The organism is Saccharothrix lopnurensis (assembly GCF_042658445.1).
In the GTDB taxonomy this organism is placed as follows: Bacteria; Actinomycetota; Actinomycetes; order Mycobacteriales; family Pseudonocardiaceae; genus Actinosynnema; species Actinosynnema lopnurensis.
The window spans coordinates 186,612-204,376 of the sequence record NZ_JBHSQO010000001.1 but is presented as its reverse complement, the minus strand read 5'-3'; the positions used below and the strand labels follow the sequence as shown (position 1 = coordinate 204,376).

At 75.5% G+C, this 17,765-nt stretch carries 16 protein-coding genes and 1 riboswitch; of the genes, 14 read left to right on the top strand and 2 right to left on the bottom strand.

What is annotated here, in order from left to right; all coding sequences use genetic code 11:
- The first annotated feature begins 127 nt into the window (after positions 1-127).
- From ACFP3R_RS00925 to ACFP3R_RS00900, 6 genes are all read left to right on the top strand, one after another.
- The gene (locus ACFP3R_RS00925; protein WP_380631779.1) at positions 128-1,537 is read left to right on the top strand and encodes a hypothetical protein; all 1,410 of its coding nucleotides are present in this window, start codon (positions 128-130) and stop codon (positions 1,535-1,537) included.
- Complete coding sequence (locus ACFP3R_RS00920; RefSeq protein WP_380631777.1) at positions 1,534-2,682, top strand: ARPP-2 domain-containing protein; 1,149 nt, start codon at positions 1,534-1,536, stop codon at positions 2,680-2,682. Before ACFP3R_RS00925 ends, ACFP3R_RS00920 begins: the two co-directional genes overlap by 4 nt.
- 296 nt (positions 2,683-2,978) lie before the next feature.
- On the top strand, positions 2,979-4,064 hold the full coding sequence (locus ACFP3R_RS00915) for an SGNH/GDSL hydrolase family protein (RefSeq protein WP_380631776.1): 1,086 nt from the start codon (positions 2,979-2,981) through the stop codon (positions 4,062-4,064).
- A 104-nt stretch (positions 4,065-4,168) separates the two neighbouring features.
- A complete protein-coding gene (locus ACFP3R_RS00910) occupies positions 4,169-6,313 on the top strand; it encodes an iron-containing redox enzyme family protein (protein WP_380631774.1) in 2,145 nt (714 codons plus the stop codon).
- A gap of 14 nt (positions 6,314-6,327) precedes the next feature.
- Complete coding sequence (locus tag ACFP3R_RS00905; protein WP_380631772.1) at positions 6,328-8,154, top strand: carbamoyltransferase family protein; 1,827 nt, start codon at positions 6,328-6,330, stop codon at positions 8,152-8,154.
- Positions 8,155-8,179: 25 nt separating this feature from the next.
- On the top strand, positions 8,180-8,338 hold the full coding sequence (locus tag ACFP3R_RS00900; protein WP_380631771.1) for a hypothetical protein: 159 nt from the start codon (positions 8,180-8,182) through the stop codon (positions 8,336-8,338).
- On the opposite strand, the gene ACFP3R_RS00895 is transcribed toward ACFP3R_RS00900, so the two are convergent.
- Positions 8,317-8,757, bottom strand: a complete 441-nt coding sequence (locus tag ACFP3R_RS00895) for a MauE/DoxX family redox-associated membrane protein (RefSeq protein ID WP_380631769.1) — start codon at positions 8,755-8,757, stop codon at positions 8,317-8,319. The two genes, ACFP3R_RS00900 and ACFP3R_RS00895, sit on opposite strands and share 22 nt — an antisense overlap.
- Before the next feature lie 173 nt (positions 8,758-8,930).
- Between ACFP3R_RS00895 and ACFP3R_RS00890 the strand changes: the two genes are divergently transcribed.
- From ACFP3R_RS00890 to ACFP3R_RS00855, 8 genes are all read left to right on the top strand, one after another.
- On the top strand, positions 8,931-9,566 hold the full coding sequence (locus tag ACFP3R_RS00890; RefSeq protein WP_380631767.1) for a hypothetical protein: 636 nt from the start codon (positions 8,931-8,933) through the stop codon (positions 9,564-9,566).
- A complete protein-coding gene (locus ACFP3R_RS00885; protein ID WP_380631765.1) occupies positions 9,563-10,030 on the top strand; it encodes a hypothetical protein in 468 nt (155 codons plus the stop codon). Before ACFP3R_RS00890 ends, ACFP3R_RS00885 begins: the two co-directional genes overlap by 4 nt.
- Positions 10,005-10,541, top strand: coding sequence for a hypothetical protein (locus ACFP3R_RS00880; RefSeq protein ID WP_380631763.1), 537 nt, complete (start codon positions 10,005-10,007; stop codon positions 10,539-10,541). Before ACFP3R_RS00885 ends, ACFP3R_RS00880 begins: the two co-directional genes overlap by 26 nt.
- Positions 10,541-10,693: a hypothetical protein gene (locus ACFP3R_RS00875; RefSeq protein ID WP_380631762.1), complete on the top strand. Its 153-nt coding sequence runs from the start codon at positions 10,541-10,543 to the stop codon at positions 10,691-10,693. Before ACFP3R_RS00880 ends, ACFP3R_RS00875 begins: the two co-directional genes overlap by 1 nt.
- Before the next feature lie 18 nt (positions 10,694-10,711).
- Positions 10,712-11,254, top strand: coding sequence for a hypothetical protein (locus tag ACFP3R_RS00870; protein WP_380631760.1), 543 nt, complete (start codon positions 10,712-10,714; stop codon positions 11,252-11,254).
- Positions 11,255-11,289: 35 nt separating this feature from the next.
- Complete coding sequence (locus ACFP3R_RS00865; protein WP_380631758.1) at positions 11,290-14,409, top strand: S8 family peptidase; 3,120 nt, start codon at positions 11,290-11,292, stop codon at positions 14,407-14,409.
- Between the two features lie 448 nt (positions 14,410-14,857).
- On the top strand, positions 14,858-15,808 hold the full coding sequence (locus ACFP3R_RS00860) for a sensor histidine kinase (RefSeq protein WP_380631756.1): 951 nt from the start codon (positions 14,858-14,860) through the stop codon (positions 15,806-15,808).
- The gene (locus ACFP3R_RS00855) at positions 15,781-16,122 is read left to right on the top strand and encodes a VOC family protein (RefSeq protein WP_380631754.1); all 342 of its coding nucleotides are present in this window, start codon (positions 15,781-15,783) and stop codon (positions 16,120-16,122) included. Before ACFP3R_RS00860 ends, ACFP3R_RS00855 begins: the two co-directional genes overlap by 28 nt.
- A gap of 145 nt (positions 16,123-16,267) precedes the next feature.
- Here the strand turns inward: ACFP3R_RS00855 and ACFP3R_RS00850 are convergent, their stop codons facing one another.
- Positions 16,268-16,957 (bottom strand): RICIN domain-containing protein, encoded by a 690-nt coding sequence (locus tag ACFP3R_RS00850; protein ID WP_380631751.1) that lies wholly within the window; start codon positions 16,955-16,957, stop codon positions 16,268-16,270.
- Positions 16,958-17,609: 652 nt separating this feature from the next.
- A riboswitch (cobalamin riboswitch) is annotated at positions 17,610-17,688 on the top strand.
- Positions 17,689-17,765 lie beyond the last annotated feature (77 nt).

Sequence of the window (17,765 nt, the reverse complement as noted above, 5' to 3'; positions counted from 1 at the left end):
TTGTTACCCTCTGCGGACGCCGGGCGCGGGACTCCGGTGCGACTTCCGGAACCCGCCTTGGAAGCGATGCTTCGCAGTTCGCGCCCCCACTCCCCGCCCGGCGCCCACGACCAGGAACGGGTGCCGGATGGACCGCCTCGCCGCCGAGGACATGCTGCTGTTCGTCAACGCGGCGATCACCGCCACCGGGCAGCGCGAGTTCCGGGGCGACGCGGCCGGGCAGCGCCTGTCGCTGGACTTCCTGCACGAGTACATGGCGGTCAACTACCGCGACCTGTACGCCGCCGCGCTCGCCCTCGACGTCAACGACCACAACGCGGCGCTGATCGCGCTGCGCCTGCTGACCACCGCCGGCGACGCCTCCGACGGGCAGCGGCGCGTGGAGGGGCGGCTGATCGCGGCACGGTTGCGCGCGCTGCCCCCGCAGCGCGTCTACCGCCTGTTCCGCGACCTGCGCCGGGCCCGGGTGAACAACCGGCGCACGCGCGCCCTGATCCGGGACTGGCTCGCCGCGCGGCCCGACTCGGCGCTCGACGCGGTCAAGTACCGCGCCGGCGTGAAGGTGGCGCTGCGCCACGCCCACCTCGCGCCCGCGCGCGACGAGCTGGGGCCGTTCCTGTTCGCGCCGTTCAGCCGCCCGCGCTACGCGACGCCGCTGCTGGAGACCTGGCGGCGGGCGCACTACGAGAAGGCCGCCGTGTACGAGCTGCCCTACACCGTCGCCGAGGGGTTCGCGGCCCGGCACCGCATCGGCCGGACGGCGTTCCTGGAGCGGATCGCGCCTCGGCTGACGCGGCTGGAGCGGTTGCGGTTGCAGGGCGCGGCCCGGCGCGACGGGGTCGACGCGGTGGTCGCGGACCTGGGGGGAATGCCGCTGACCAGGCTGGCCGGGTACGTGCTGTCGCTGCCGGTCGCCGACCGCGCGGCACGGCGGGCGGAGCTGACCTCCGCCCTGCGCGCCGCCGCCCGCCGGGCCTGCGGACCGGACGCCGGCCGGTGGGGGCGCGTCGCCGCGGTGCTGGACGACAGCTTCTCGGCCTCGGGCTCGGCCCAGAAGCGCCGCCGCCCGCTGGCCGTCGCGCTGGCCTGCCACCACCTGCTGGAGGCGCTCGCCGGCGAGTACGTCGCGCTGTGGACCTCCGGGCGCACCGACGCCCTGCTGGTCCGCCCGTACGGGATGACGCCGCTGGGGGACCGCGTGCTCGACGCGCTGGAGCACGAGCCGCAGCGCCTGGTCGTCGTCTCCGACGGGTGGGACAACGCGCCGCCCGGCCTGGCCGCCGAGGTGCTGCGGGTGTGGCGGACCCGGCTGGACCCGGACCGGCGGGTCAGCGCGGTGCACCTCAACCCGGTGTACGACGCGGACGCCTTCACCGCCCGCCGCCTCGCACCCGAGGTGCCCACCGTCGGCGTGCGCCGGGCGGAGGACGTGCCCGCCCTGGTGCGCTTCGCCCGGCTCGCCGAGGGCACCACCGGGCTGGCCGAGCTGCGCGCTCACCTCGCCGGCCGCGTGGACCGGCTGCTGGAGGAGCGGTGAGCGCGCGCCTGGACCTGACCGGCCTGACCGCCGCACCCGGGCAGGTCCGGGGCGGCGTGCGGCTCGTGCCGCTGGTCCGCGACGAGCCCATCACCGACCTGCGGCTGCACGCCGAGCTGTACGACGACGGACCCGGGGTGGTGGAGGTGGACCGCCGGACCCGGTACTGGTCCTACATCCCCCACGGGTTCGTGGCCACGTGGTCCGGCGACACCGCGCCGACCGCCGCCTACGGCACCTCCCTGGGACGGGCGGGCGAGCACGGCGCGCCCACCCGCGCGCCGGTCCGCCCGCACCGCCGGATGGCCCGCCGCGTGGACGGCCGCCGGCTCCGCTTCCTGCCGCTGCACCTGGCCCTGGAGGGGTACCTGGCGCTGCACTTCGGCGGCCCGACCGTGGTCTGGGAGCAGTGGTCGCAGCGCGCCGTCCGGCACGGCCTGTCGCCGCGCGAGGAGCAGGCGTACGCGGGCGCCGAGGTGCGCGACCTGGCGGACGCGCTCAAGGTCTTCGAGATCCACCCCGGCCAGTGCGGCGTGGTGGTGCACGTCGCCGACGCGCTCGCCGCGGTGTTCGTCGTGCCGCACCCGGACGACTACCGCGCCCTGCACCCCACCCTCGTGGCGGACCTGTACGGCGAGCTGGTCCACCACTACGCCACCTACGCGGCCCCGGTGCCGGAGTTCCGCGCGCGCCTGTCCGACGAGCACGTGCGGTCGTTGGCCGACCTGCGCGCCGCGGCCCGGCGGCAGCGGGCGGACTGGGCCCGGTTCCACGACGGCACGATGGCGGCCGGCCTGCTCGACGCCTCGTACTCCGTGCGCCGCGTGCACCGCGTGGGCGACTACACGCTGTCCCGCTTCCTGCCCGGGTTCGGGCTCAAGCGGGAGAACCACATCGGCGAGCTGATCACCGACCACCGCGGCCGCACCGCCTACCTCAAGACGTTCCGGCTGTCCGAGGCGCAGTCGCGCCGGGGCCACCTCCTCGACCGCCTCGCCGGCCACGACTGGCACCTGCCCGGCGCCGCCGCGTCGCTGGGCCTGACCGAGGCGCAGCTCGGGCTGCGCCTGGACTCGGCCGGCCTGGGGCTCCTGCTGCGCGAGGACGTACTGGCCCGTTACCGCGCTTCGGCCGCCGGGGGGTGAGACCGGCACCGTCCACTACGGATGCGGCTGCGGTATGCCGAAGTTCCCGGTGGCGCGGCGGGCCGCCCGCCGGGTGAGCGGCGCTCACCCCGTCACCGGGTCCGGGGCAGGTCACGCGGGAGTTCGGGGCGTCCGACCGCCGCCCGGGGCACGCCCGGTCGCGGCGGCGCCGGGACCGTAGCGGGCTGCGGGCGAACCGGACACCCACCCCGAGCGGCGCGGTTAGTCTCCTGGCGGTCCGCACCGCGGCAGGGACGCGGCGCGGACGACGACCGACACCGTCGAAGGGGGACGCGGTGGACCAGCAGGCTGATCTCGCCCCGCAGATGAAGCAGTACGAGGACTTCGCGGGCGGCGACGTGCGGTGGCTGCCCTACCTGGTGTTCTTCAACCGCACCGACTACCGCTCGCCGGTGCTCAACACCGACGCGGGCGGGTTCCGGCTCGGCTCCGGCCCCGACGGGCCGTGCTCGCTGCTGGAGAACCACCCCGGCGGCGAGGTGAGCGTGCTGCTCGGCGGTTCGCCCGCGTTCGGCTTCGGCGCGTCCGCCGACGAGCGCACCATCACCTCGGTGCTGTCCCGGGGCGAGGGCGCCGCGACGTGGTTCAACCTCGGGGCGCCCGCGTACAACTCGACCCAGGAGCTGGTGCTGTTCCTGCTGCACCGGCACCAGCTGCCGAGGGTGCGCGACATCATCGTGTTCTCCGGGCTGAACGACCTCGTGGTCGCCGGCCTGCCCGACGCCCGCGCCGACTACGGCCAGTTCTTCTTCTCCGGCGAGTTCTTCACCCAGCTCGGCGTGCCCGAGGCGGGTGACCAGCTGCGCCAGCCGAAGTGGGCGCTGGGTCGGCTGGCCCAGCGGATCGGCCTGTCGGGCGGGGCCGCGAAGGACGACGAGCCGCGCGTGCCCGCGCCCGAGGAGCGGGTGGACACCGCGGTGGCCCAGTGCGCCCGCGACCTGGACCGCCTGCTCGAACTGGCCGCGCCCACCGGCGCCCGGGTGCACTTCGTGCTCCAGCCCACCGCGCTGTGGACGGGCAAGCGGCGCACGGCGGAGGAGCGGGCCCTGATCGACGACGCCGACCGGGAGCGGGCGGCGGTGTGGAACCTGTTCCGGCCGATCCTCGACCGGCAGGTGCACGAGCGGTACCGCGACCGGCTGGCGGCCGTGTGCGCCGAGCGGTCGGTGTCCTTCTTCGACGCCAACCCGGCGCTGTCGGGCGACGAGTGGTTGTTCGTCGACCTGGTCCACCTCAACGACGAGGGCAACCGGGTGGTCGCGGAGGCGATGCGGGACGCGCTCGGGCTCGACGGCGAACGACCCGGTGACCGGCGACCCGGTGGCGAACGACCCGACGGCGAGCTGGAGGAGGTCGGCTGATGTTCCGCAGGATCGTGCAGTTCTTCCGGCGGCGCAAGCGCAAGCGCCGCAACGACAACTCGATCTACCCGATGTTCTGACCGGTCCGGACCTGGGGGGCAGCCGTGTCGGACGCGGAGTACCGCACCACGTACCTGAGGGCGCTCGACCCCGAGTGCCCGACACCCCGGACCGACGAGCTGCCCCGACTCCGGGCGGCGCTCGCCGCGGTCGGGGAGCACGACGGGACGACGCCGGACCTCGCGGTCCTGGTGGAGGGGGCCCGGGGGTGGGCGGCCGAGGAGGGCCGCCGGTTCCGCGACGTCCTCGCCGGGGCGGGTGGCAGCTCGGCGCGCGCCCGCGTGCTGAACAACTGCGCGCCGCTGGCGCTGTCGGCGGGCGCGTGGCTCCAGTGGCTGTCCAGCGCGGGCAACGCGGAGACCGAGCGGGCGCTGCGCGTCCTGTCGCTCTACGCCCAGGACGTCGGCGTCGGCTACCCGCACGCCGACCGCGGCAGCGACTACCGCGCGGTCCTGCGCGCGCACCGGCTGCTCGACGAGGCGCCCGGCGTGCGGCTCGCGGGCAGCGACCAGGTCGAGAGCTCCAGCTTCCGGCTCCCCGGCCTGCTGCTGGCCATGAGCCGCCTGCCGGACCTGTTCCTGCCCGAGCTGGTGGGCGCGGACCTGCACCTGCGCGCGGTCGGCCTGCTGCCGCCGCTCGCCGGGCTCGACCCGGACGACCTGGGCGTGCCCGCGGCGACCCTGGACCTCGGCGCGCGACGGCGCGACGACCCGCGCACGGCCCTGGAGCTGTCCCGGTCCGCCGCCGAGGCGGTGCTGGAGGAGGGCGGGGGCGACCGCCTGCGGCACGGCTTCCGGTGGGCCGGCGAGGAGTTGCGGACCTGGTGCGCGGCGCTGCTGCGGGAAACCGGGCTGGCCACCCACGCCGACTACGACGTGTGGCGGCTGATCTGGGCCAGGGCCAGGCAGGCGGCCGTCTACCACGCCGACTTCCCGCTGGAGGGCAGACCGCTCGCGGAGTGGTTCGCCGACGTCGACGCCGGGCCCGGCGCGTTCCTGGACGCGCTGGCGCGCAGCACCCTGGTCCGACCGGGCAACCCCGACCGCAGCCCGCTGCTGCGCACCCTCATCGGCGAGAAGGGCCGGATGTTCCGCATCTTCACCGACGACGAGGTCGCGGTGCTGCGGCGGTGGATCGCCGGCCTGTCACCCGACGGGTCGACGCCGGGCGCCGCCGGGCACGAGCGGCTGCACCGCGCGCAGCGGTCGTGGCACCGCCCGGACACCCCGCTCCCGAACCCCGGCCCCGCCCTCCCCGACACCCCTCCCCCGGCCACCCGTCGGACGAGCGCAGGCGACGACTTCGGCCGGCCCTCCGCCCGCGAGGCGTACCGCGCGCTGCTCAGCCGCGACGACTCCCCCGGCCTGCGCCGGTACGCGCACGACTACGTGACCCGCTGGCTGACCCGCTCCGCCTACGGCCTCGACCGCGCCCCGCGACGGCTGCCGCCGCGCTGGGACCCGGAGACCGGGTTGCGCGGCTGGCTGGCCGCCGAGCACGACCGGCACGCCGCCGAGCACGACGCGGGCGCGCCCCGCCTGCCCACCCGGGAGCAGCTGGTCGACTCGACCCTCCAGCTGGCCCCGCTGATCATGATCGACGGCGGCTGGTTGCAGGGGTTCACCGACCACCAGCTGGCCTCCTCCCCCGCCGGCCGGTTCCTGTTCCAGACCTACTGGGACGAGCTGGGCAACGGCGTGCGGGAGCTGAACCACCCCGGGATCTACCGCGACCTGCTCCGCCAGATGGGCATCGACCTGCCGCCGACCGACTCGCCGGGGTTCAGCGCCTTCGCCGGCTTCCACGACGAGTCGTTCGAGCTGCCGGTCTACTGGCTGGCCGTCTCCCGGTTCCCGCGCACGTTCCAGCCCGAGATCCTGGGCCTGAACCTGGCCATGGAGCTGTCCGGGGTGGGCGGCAGCTACCGGGACGCCCGGGTGGGCCTGCTGCACCACGGGTTCAGCACCCAGTTCGTGGACCTGCACAACACCATCGACAACGTCTCCACCGGGCACTCCGCCTGGGCCGTCGACGCCATCGACAGCTACCTGGCCGACCAGCCCCGTGACGACGGCGAGGTGTGGCGGCGCGTCCGGGTGGGCTACCGCTCGCTCAACCCGCCCGAGGGCCTCGCGGCCTCCCTCTACAGCACCCTGACCTCCCGTACCGCACGGTACGCCCGGCGATGAAGGAGCCGATCCGCGTGGCCACCGCAGCACTCGGTATCTCCGCCTTCTACCACGACAGCGCGGCGGCGCTGGTCGACGCGGGCGGCGTCGTGGCCGCCGCGCAGCAGGAGCGGTTCAGCAGGCGCAGGCACGACCCCGCGTTCCCGGACCTGGCCGTCCGGTACTGCCTGGAGGAGGCGGGCGCGAAGCTGGACGACCTGGACGTGGTCGCCTACTACGAGGACCCGCGGCTGAAGTTCCGCCGCGTCCTGTCCACCTTCGTCGCCACCGCGCCCTCGGCGTGGCGGGCCTTCCGCGACGTCGTGCCGGGCTGGCTGGCGTGGAAGGCGCGGGCCGGGACCGAGGTCCGCGAGCGGCTGCGGGAGCTGGACCTCGGCGCGCCGCCGCCGGTCCGGTACTACCGCCACCACGAGTCGCACGCCGCGTCCGCGTTCCTGCCCAGCCCCTACGCGTCGGCGGCCGTGCTGTGCGTGGACGGGGTCGGCGAGTGGGCCACCACCACGATCTGGCACGGTCGCGGCAACCGCGTCGAGCCGGTGGCCGAGCTGCGCTTCCCGCACTCGCTGGGCCTGTTGTACTCGGCGTTCACCTACTTCTGCGGGTTCAAGGTGGATTCCGGCGAGTACAAGCTGATGGGACTGGCCCCCTACGGCCGACCCGTCTACGCGCCGCTGATCCGGGAGCGGTTGGTCGACGTCAAGGCCGACGGCTCGTTCCGGCTGGACACCGCGATGTTCGAGTTCCTGCGCGGTCGGGTGATGACCGGGCGGGCGTTCGAGGAGCTGTTCGGCGGGCCGCGCCGGGAGCCGGAGGGGCCGCTCACCGAGCGCGAGTTCGACCTCGCCGCCTCGGTGCAGCAGGTGACCGAGGAGATCATGCTCGGCCTGGCGCGGACCGCGCGGGAGCGCACCGGCGAGGCGACCCTGTGCCTGGCCGGCGGGGTCGCGCTGAACTGCGTCGCCAACGGCAGGATCGTCGAGCGGGAGCTGTTCGACGACGTCTGGGTGCAGCCCGCGGCGGGTGACGCGGGGGGCGCGCTGGGCGCGGCGCTGCTGGCCGTCGACCCGCCCCGCGAGCACGTCCGCGCGGGCCGGGACGCCATGCGCGGCGCCCGGCTGGGTCCCGCCTACGGCGACGAGGAGATCCGGTCCTACCTGGACGCGCACGGCCTGCCGCACCGGCGGCTGACCGGGACCGAGCTGTCCGACGAGGTCGCCGGGCTGCTCGCGGACGGCAAGGTGGTCGGCTGGTTCCAGGGCCGCATGGAGTTCGGGCCGCGCGCGCTGGGCTCGCGCTCGATCCTGGGCGACGCCCGCGACCCGCGGATGCAGTCGACGATGAACCTGAAGATCAAGTTCCGCGAGTCGTTCCGGCCGTTCGCGCCGGTCGTGCTCGCCGAGGACGTCACCGACTACTTCCGGCTGCGCGGGTCGAGCCCCTACATGCTGGTCGTCGCGCAGGTCGCCGAGGCCCAGCGGCTGCCGGTCCCGGACGACGCCGGGGCCGACGGGCTGGACCTGCTGCGCGTGGCGCGGTCGACGATCCCCGCGGTGACCCACGTCGACCACTCCGCGCGGGTGCAGACCGTCACCGCGGACACCGACCCGGCCCTGCACCGGCTGCTGACCGGCTTCAAGGCCAGGACCGGCTGCCCGGTGCTGGTGAACACCTCGTTCAACGTGCGCGGCGAGCCCATCGTGGCCACGCCGGAGGACGCCTACCGGTGCTTCATGCGCACCGACGTCGACGCGCTGGCCCTGGGCAACTCCCTGCTGCTCAAGTCCGAGCAGCCGGAGTGGCGCGAAGAGGGCGACTGGCGCCGCGACATCCCGCTGGACTGAAAAGAACCGAGCGCAGGAGGAGAACGTGGTGGTCGTGGTGCGCCGAGTCGTCGTCCCGGCGGTGCTGCTGGTGGTGTACCTGTTCGTGGTCACGCCGATCGCCGCGGTCGCCCGCCTGCTGGGCGACCCGCTGCGGCGGCGACCCGACCGCGCGGCCGACAGCTACTGGACCGACCTGCGGTAACGCCGGTTCGGTGTGCCGAACGGCCCGGGTTTACCGTCAGTAGAGCTCCCGGTCCCGACCGGTCGCAGGAGTTCCGGCAGCAGGTACCCGGCCATCGCCAGGACGAAGCCGCCGGACAGGGCGATCAGCGGTGGTACGGCGGGTTCCGCCGCCGCGCCCACCGCGAACACCACCGCCCGGCCGACCACCACCCGGGTCACCGGGCCCTCGCCGCGGAAGCACCCGCAGGGGGCGCCGGGGCGCTTCTTCCTCAGCCGTACCAGGTAGACCGTGAAAGCCGCGTACAGGGCGGCCACCGCGTACGGCGTCACCACCACCGATACCGCGACCGCCACCTCCAGCGCGGCCAGCGCCCGCCGGCCGCGCCGGTGGCCGAGCGCGGCGAACACCAGCAGCAGGGCACCCCCGACGGCGAACACGGGTTCAAACCTACTTGCGCCACACGGCTTCGGGGAGCCCACCAGGCGGACCAACCTGCTGGTGAGCGCCCTCCCGGTGTTCTAGCGTGCCCGCCGTGACCGCCGAACAACGCCTTGACCTCGTGGCCCCCGGAGGGGACCGCGTCGTCGTCACACTGCCCGGGACCGCCCCCGTGTCGAGCGTCGCGACCGCCGTGCGGTTCGCCGGCGGCTCGTACGGCACCGGCTTCCAGATCGGGCCGCGCGGCTACCACGACTTCGCGCGCACGCACGTCGCACCCGCCACCACCACCGACCGCTTCCTGGTGCACGGCCGCGAGGTCGTCGTGGCCGAGGCGCACGACGGGGAGTCCTCGTGGGCCACCCTGGTCGGCGCCTACCACGAGCTGATGACCGTGTACGCGGGTCCCGCGCCGCGCCGCGACCGCGTCTTCGCGCTGTTCAACTCGCTGCGCGTGGACGACCGCGTGGGCGGCATGGTGGTGCGGCCGCGGTCGGCGACGCTGTTGGAGAGCATGAGCGAGCACGTCGTGGTCGTGGTGCGCGACTTCGGGTCGGTGTCCGTGCCCGGCCCCCGGCAGGCCCGCGACCACGTCCCCGCGCACGCGGGCGCGCCCACCCGCCACGGCGAGGTGTGGAAGGTCGCCCTGCCCGGCGCGCGGGGCTCGACCGCCCTGTCCGACCACACGTTCGTGGTGGGCTGCGCGGCGGGCGTGGCCGAGGTGCACCTGTCCGGCACGCCGCACCGCACCGACCGGGAGCGGCTGGACTGGCTGGCGGGCATCGGCGTGGCCTGGGAGCCGGCGTGAACCCCGGCACCGCGTTCCTGGTCATCACCTGGGCGGCGATCGTCGTGCTGTTCCTGGGGCTGGCGGCGGTGCTGCGCGAGGTGCGGCTGCTGCGGGCCGCCGTGGCGCGCGACCCACAGGGCTTCTCCGCGGCGCAGCCGGACATCGTGCTGGGCGAGCGGTTCGCGGGCCGGGTCGTGCTGGCCGCCGACTCGGGGTGCCCGCTGTGCGTGGCGGTGGCGCGGCGGCTGACCGACGCCGTGCTGCTCACCCACGAGCCCCCGGGCGCGTGGGACACGCCGCTGGACGTGGTCAGCGACCGCGAGGCGTGGCGGTCGGTGTCGCACCTCGCGCCGCCGGTGCTGATGCGGGTCGACGCGACCGGGCGGGTGGCGCGGCTGGCGCTGCCGGTGCGCGAGGAGCAGGTGGACGAGGTGCTCGACGAGTGGGGGGTGCGCGGTGCTGGCGTTCGACTCGATTCCTGACCACGACCGGGGTGAGGGGCGCAGCGGCGCCCTGCGCGACCTGCGGGTGGGCCGCCGCCGGACCGTGCTCAAGGCCGCGGTGCTGGGCGCGCTGACCATCGGCGCGGCCGCGCTGACGCCGCCGCGCCGGGCCCGCGCCGAGACCGGCCCGAACGCGCTGACCGGGTGGGACCGCAACGACTGCCGCGACGCCTACCCCACCGGCTACGCCGAGGACGCCGACACCGGCGGCGAGTTCGTCAACACCTACGCGGCCTGCTGGGCGGGCGGGTGGCGCAGCAGCGAGTTCTGCGAGGCCGGCTGGCACAAGTTCGGCACGGTGGTCGTCGGGGACGTGCACGTCGACCACGCGCCCATCGCCACCATGTGCGGCACCACCACGACCAAGAACGCCTGGCGCTGGACCACCCCGGACGGGAAGGTGTACCGCTGCTCGGACGGGTTCAGCACCTACTGGGGCGGCGGGCAGAACGGGCTGACCTACCTGACCATCTGCCGGGCGCGGGTGTGATGCGCCGGCACCCGCTCCTGCTGGCCGCGGTGCTCGCGGCGGTGGCGTCGGTCGGCGCGGCCGGCGCGGCCGGCGGCCTGGCCGGAGCGGCGCTCGCGCCGTGGCTGCTGATCGGGGTGACGGCCGGGTTCGCCACGTCCGGCTCCACTTGAAGCCGGAACTCGGCCCACGTGCTGAGCTCGCCGGTCTGGCGAGGTCCACCCGCGCTGGCGTTCCGCGCCGGCCTGCTCCTCGGGGGCGCGCTGAGCGCCGCCGTGCTCCTGGTCGTCGGCTCGCTGCTGCGCGTGCCGCTGCCCTGGTGGGCGCGGTGGGCGCTGGTGGCGCTCGCCCTGCTCGCCGTGCTGCTGCGGGAGCTGCGCGTGCTGCGGTTCACGCTGCCGGAGAACCGGCGGCTGGTGCCGGAGAGCGTGTTCCGGCTGGGGCGCCTGCTCGGCCCGCTCCAGTTCGGCCTGGAGATGGGCACCGGGGCGCGGACGTACCTGCCCAGCGGCCTGCCCTACGCGGCGGCGGTGGCGGTGCTGCTGACCGCGTCGACCTCGGGCGCGCTGGCGGCGGGCGTCGGGTTCGGGCTGGGACGGGCGCTGATGACGACGGCCGCGCTGCGCCACCCGGGCGACTGGCACGCGCTGTGGGGGCGCTGGTCGGCGCGGCTGGCCGTGGTGCTCGGCTGCGCGTTCACCGTGTCGCTGGCGGGCGCGTTCCTCGCCGGCTGACCGTGTCTTGAGGTTTTCGCGAAGGGAGGGCGGACGTGCGTTCGCCGAAGCTGGTTCTGGTGGTCCTCTTGGCGGCCGGGGTGACGACCGCGCCCGCGGCGGTCGCGGTGGGCGCGCCCGCCGACGAAGCCGGGCAGGTGGTCACCCTCGTCACCGGTGACCGGCTGCGGGTCTCGCGCGGTGCGGGCGGGACGGCCGTGGAGGTGCGGCCGGTGGCCGGGCGGGAGCACGTCGGGTTCCTGCGCGACGGCGACCGCGTGGTGCCCTCGGACGCCCTGCCGCTGATCGACGCCGGGCGGCTGGACCCGCGCCTGTTCGACCTGGCGCGGCTGCCGCGCGACCGGCCGCCGGCGCTGATCGTCACCGACGCCGGCGGCGAGGTGCCCGCGACCGGCGTGCGGGCCCTGCCGAGCGTGCGCGGCGCGGCGCTGCGGCCCGCCGACGGCTTCTGGGACTGGTTCACCCGCTCCCGCGCCTCGGTGTGGCTGGACGGGGTGTCCAGGCCGACCCTGGACACGACCGCGCCGCTGATCGGCGCGCCCACCGCGTGGGACAGCGGGTTCACCGGGGCCGGCGTCGCGGTCGGCGTGCTGGACACCGGGGTGGACGCCGAGCACCCCGACCTGGCGGGCCGGGTCGTCGAGCAGGCCGACTTCACCGGCTCCGGCCCGGCCGACGAGGTCGGCCACGGCACGCACGTCGCCGGGATCATCGCGGGTGACGGCACGGCCTCGGGCGGCCGGTACCGGGGTGTCGCCCCGGACGCCACCCTGATCAGCGGCAAGGTGTGCACGACGTTCGGCTGCCCGGACTCCGCGGTGATCGCGGGCATGGAGTGGATCGCGCCCCGCGCGGCCGTGGTGAACATGAGCCTCGGCGGCGCGTCCAGCGACGGCAAGGACCCCGTCTCGCGCGCGCTCAACGACCTCACCGCCCGCCACGGCACCCTGTTCGTGGTGGCCGCGGGCAACGACCGCAGCCTGGACCAGATCGACCCGCTGGCCTCGGTCACCTCCCCCGCCGCGGCCGACGCCGCGCTGGCCGTGGGCAGCACCGACCGCGGCGGCGCCACCAGCCCGTTCTCCCCGCGCCAGCCGCGTCCGGGCGACCACGCCGTGAAGCCCGACATCGCCGCGCCCGGCGCGGACGTCGTCTCCGCCCGCGCCCCCGGCACCCCGGCGGGCGACACCGCGCCCGTGGACGAGCACTACGCGACCCTGTCCGGCACGTCCATGGCCGCCCCGCACGTGGCCGGCACCGCCGCCCTGCTGCGGCAGCGGCACCCCGGCTGGACCGCCGACCGGCTCAAGCCGCTGCTGGTCAGCACCGCCCACCCGACCGCCGACGTGTTCGAGCAGGGCGCGGGCCGGGTCGACGCGGCCCGCGCCGTCGCCCAGGACGTGAGCGCCTCCGGCGGCCTCGGGTTCGGCTTCCTGCGCTGGCCGCACGACGCCCCGCTGGACCGCACCGTGACCTACCGCAACGACGGCGCCGCGCCCGTGGCGCTGACCCTGTCCACCGACTCCCCGCGGTTCACCGCCTCCGCGCCGAGCGTCGTCGTCCCCGCGCACGGCACCGCGTCGGTGACCGTGCGCCTGGACCCGGCCGGGGCGTCGGGTCGGCTGGGCGCGCGGCTGACCGGGCAGGCGCCGGGCGTGGTCGTGCGGACCGCGCTGACCGCCGTGCTCGAACCGGAGTCCCACGAGGTGCGGGTGACGCTGCGCGGGCGCACCGGCACGTCCGCGTCGACCGTGGTGAAGGCCGTGGACAACGCGACCGGCGCGGCCTACGGCGTGCGCGTGGTGAACGGCGTCGGCACGGCCCGGCTGCCCGTGGGCCGCTACGACGTCACCGCCATCGAGGTGTCCGACGCCAACGACGTGACCCTGCTGGCCAGGACCGGCGTGACCGTGGACCGGGCGACGACCGTGGCCCTCGACGCGACCACCGGCACCCCGGTGACCACCACCGTCGACCGCGCCGGGGCACGGCTCGTGGTCGGCGAGCTGCTGCTGGTCTCCGGCACGGCCGAGCGGAACTCCAGCCTGGGCTGGTTCGCCCGGCCCGGCCAGCGCGTGCACCTGGTCGCCACCCCCGGAACCGTCACCGACCACGTGTTCTCGCTGTCCTACCGGGCGACGTTGACCGCCCCGGGCGCCGCCTACCACCTGGCGTTCCTGTCCCGGGGCGCCGTCCCGGGCGGGCGGTTCGCCGTGCGCGACCGCGACCTGGCCCGGGTGGACTCCCACTACCACGCCCAGGGCGCGCCGACCGAGGGCCTGCGCTCGGACTACGCGTTCCTCGACGACCCCGGCGCGAACAGCGGCATCTACGAGGCTTACCCGCACCCGATCCCGAGCCGCCGCACCGAGTTCTACACCGCGTCGCCCGGGGTCCGGTGGCAGCACCTGGCCGCCATGTTCCCGCCCGGCGCGGAGGACGTGGAGAACACGGTGTCCTACCGGACCTACCGGCCGGGCCGCCAGGAGACGCACTGGAACAGCGCGCCCCTGGGGCCGGCGTTCGGCGACGAGGGGCTGGGCTTCGGCATCCGGCGCGACGGCGGGCAGCTGTCCGTGGGCGTGACCCTGCTGTCCGGCGGCGCCCCCGACCACTTCACGCTGCCGCCCTACAGCGCGACCGGCACCACCGAGCTGTTCCGCGACGGCCGCTCGCTGGGCGTGAGCGACCTGCCCGGCACCGGCGTGTTCGAGGTGCCGGAGGAGCCCGGGACCTACGCGCTGCGGTCGACCGTGACGAGGTCCGTGCCGTGGTCGGTGATCGGCACGTCGGCGGACGTGACGTGGACCTTCCGCGACTCCGGCGGTCCGGCGCCGGTGCTGCTGGTGCGCGCCTCGGGGGACGTCGACGAGCAGGGCCGCGCCCCAGCCGGGCGGCTGTTCCCGCTGCGGCTGGTGGCGCGGCACCAGCCGGGGGCGACCGCGTCCCGGATCGTGTCGCTGCGGGTCGAGGCGTCCTCCGACGACGGGGCCACGTGGCGCGCCGCGCCGACCACGTTCACCTCGTCGGGCGTCGGCCTGGCGCTGGTGTCGCACCCGGCCGCGCCGGGCTTCACCTCGCTGCGGATCACCGCCCGTGACGCGGCCGGGAACTCGGTGGTGCAGGAGGTGGTCCGGGCCTACCAGACGCGGTGAGCGCGCCGGTGCCCCGGTTGGTCCACTGTGGACCGACCGGGGCGGAGGGGGAACGGGCACCGAGGGGGAAGCGCCGCACCCGCCGTCCCGGTCGGCACGAGGGGCATGGTCGACGAGGCGGTCACCCCGGAACCCACCCGCACCCGCATCGGGGCGTCCTCGCCGTCCGGTTGGCGTGGAGCCCCTGGTGACCGCGCCGGTTCGACTGTGGCCCCCTGGAGTGGGTCTGGCGCACGGTGACCTACTGGCGGTCGAGCCCGATCCGGGGGGCGGGTCACCGCGGTCGCACGAGCCTGAGGGGGCGCGGTGGCGGGGCGGTGGGGGCGCTGGCGCGGCTGGGCGGGGACACCCCGGCCGGCCGTGACGCGGTCGTGGCCGCGGTGCCCGTCGTGCTGGGCCTGCTGCGGCTGGCGCTGCTGGTCAACGGGGGCGCGTTCCCGCACCCCGGTTGGGTGATGGGCTGGGCGTCGGCGGCCTCCACCGCGGACCTGGCGACCCTGGCCCTGCGCCGCCGCGCACCGCGCTCGCCCTGGCCACCGCCGTGGTGCCGGCCGCGACCGCGTTGCCCGCCGTGCTCCTGCCCACCGGGGTCGGGGTGCTCGTCTGCGCCTTCTCCGCGGCCACCCTGCTGCCGCCGCGGTCGGCCGCGCTCGTGCACGCGGTGGGCGGCGTGCTGTCCGCCCGGCGGGGCGGCAACGTCCAGGCGGTGATCACCAACGACGGCACCGGCGTGGTGGACCTGGTGACGGCCTCCGCCGGCACGTTCGCCCTCCCCGGGCTGATCGGCCTGTACGCGCGGGTCAACCGCGCCTACGCGACCGAGCTGGCGGCCCGGGTCGACGACCTGGTGGCCTCCGCCCGGAACACCGGCATGGACGTCGCGCTGACCGTGCGCGGCGACGAACGGCCCCTGGAGCCGGTCGTCGACGTGGCCGCCTACCGCCTCGTGCAGGAGGCGCTGACCAACGCCCGGCAGCACGCCGGGGCCACCCCGGTCGCGGTGGAGGTCGAGTTCCGGGCCTCGGGGCTGCGGGTGGCGGTGCGCAACGCCGCCGGCCGGACCGGCTTCGGGCCGCGCGGCGGGCACGGCCTGGCCGGGATGGGCGAGCGGGTCCGGCCGCGGGCGGCAGGCTGGTGGTCGGGCCCACCGGGAACGGCGACTGGCTGGTGGAGGCGCGCTTCCCGGGGACGGGGACGCCGTGACGGGTCCGGGAGGCGGCGGCCGTCGCGCGTCGGGCGCGCCCCGACGTGGTGCTGGAGGTGGGCCGCGACCGGGTGCGGGCGGTGGTGCTCGCCTACGAACGCGGGGTGGTGCCGCCGGGTTCGCGACCCGGTGCGGGCGGGGGCCGGACGGGTCCGTAGCTTCTCGCCATGGATGTCGAACGCGTGGCGAGCGTGATCCCCGTGGAGGACCTGGCGACCGCGGTCGAGGTGTGGGCCCGGCTGCTCGGTGTGCCGCCCACGTTCGTCGACGGCGACCGGTGGGCGCAGTTCGACGTGGCCGGCGGGCGGATCGCCCTGGCCGGGGCCGACCGCGCGCACGACTCCCCCGGCCTGCTGGTGAAGGTCGCGGACGTGGACCGCGCGCGGGCCGACGCGCTCGCCGCCGGGCTCTACGTGGGTGAGGTGACCGACGGGCCGCACGAGCGCCGGTGCGTGGTGACCGCGCCGGACCGGTGCCCGGTCGTCTTCTACACGCCCACCGCGGGCTGAGCCGAAAACCCGCGACGGCGCGGAACCCTCAACGGCACGGCCCCACCGCGGCACGGCCCCACCACGGCGCGGAACCCCACCTCAACGCGGGAGGCCCCCGGCGATCGCCGGGGGCCTCCACCTCGCTCGACCGCGCCGAACCGGGTCAGATGATCCAGGCGTTGAAGCGCTGGGCGCCGACCACGTCGGAGTTGTCGTCGCGGGTCGTGGCGCACGCCCACTGCTGGATCTTCGCGCCGTTGGCCGACGAGCCGTCGCGGACGTCGAGGCACTTCGGGCGCAGCAGGTTGGTGTCCCAGCTGCGCCGCGGCACGAAGGCCGCGGAGTTGTCGCTCTGCTCGACCAGCATGAACTGCTGCGACGGCAGGTCCGCCGGGTTGCCGGTGCAGTCCCACTGCTGGAGCTGGGCGCCGTTGGCCAGGCTGCCGCCGCGCACGTCCAGGCACTTGCCGGAGTGCACGAACTGGAACTGCGACCACGCGTCGTCCGGGTTCAGCACGCGCAGGTGCTGCTGGCCGACCCCGACGCAGTTGTACTGCTGGACGTCGGCACCGTTGGCGGTGGAGCCGTTGACCACGTCGAAGCACTTGAGGCTGTTGACGTTCTCGATCCTGATGACGATCTCCTCGGCGTTGGCCGAGACGTCGCCCGAGCGCCGCTGCGCCGCGCCCGGCTCGGCCTTGCCGACCTCCGCCAGGACCTCCCTCACGGTGGTGCCCTTCGCGTCGGTCGTCGGCTCCGGCGCGCCGGCGGTGGCCGACGAGGAGAGCAGACCGGTGACGGCCGCGAAACCCACGGCGGCCACGAGGACCGAACGGGTGAATACCTTCTTCAACGAATATCCTTTCCCCCACTGACGAACGCCCGGCTACCGAACCGGGCTGAAGAACTTTCGCAGAAATCGAACCGGTCGTCAAGCAGAATTAAGCCGGTAACGGATCGACCGCCTCGGGCGATAGAAGCCTTCCACCCCAGGACGATCTTGGACACTATCCGGCGCAGCCCGTCCGAAGATCCCGGATGGCCAGCTCCGGGCACGTGCGGAGAAATAGAGTCGTGGTTGACGGGCAGGGTGGAATACATTGCACCGGCGGCTTTGGCCGAGCATTCCGGCGAGCGCCCCGACAAAGCGCCGAGGAATGCCGCTACGGCAGCACGGCATGTCCCGCCGGGCGGGACACCGCCACGCGGTTCGAACTGGCCCGAACACCCCGAGGACGGTGCACCACCCCCTGTGGTCGCCTCTCGCGCACAAGCTCACCCCGACCTCGAACACGCGTTCGACCTGGCCCGATCGGGGTCGGTGCCCCGAGGTGGTCCCGCGTGCTTCGGGGTCCGGTGAACCTTCGCCCGTGCCGGGCGGGGCCCGGGGGCGCTTCGCCCGACTTCACCCGAACGCCGCAGCGCGGCCTCGACGTCCCGACCCGGCCGCGCGCTGTGTTAGCTTTCCCCGGCCAGCCGAGCCCGCGTCCGCGCGGGTCCGGACGGGGGAATCCGGTGGAAAACCGGAACTGACGCGCAGCGGTGAGGAGCGCCCGGGAGGGCCTGCTCCGAGTCCGAACACCCACTGGCACCCCGCCGGGGCGTGACCGGGCGGGGCCACCGTACGAACGGGCTCCGCGTTCGGGCCCTCGACGCTTGAG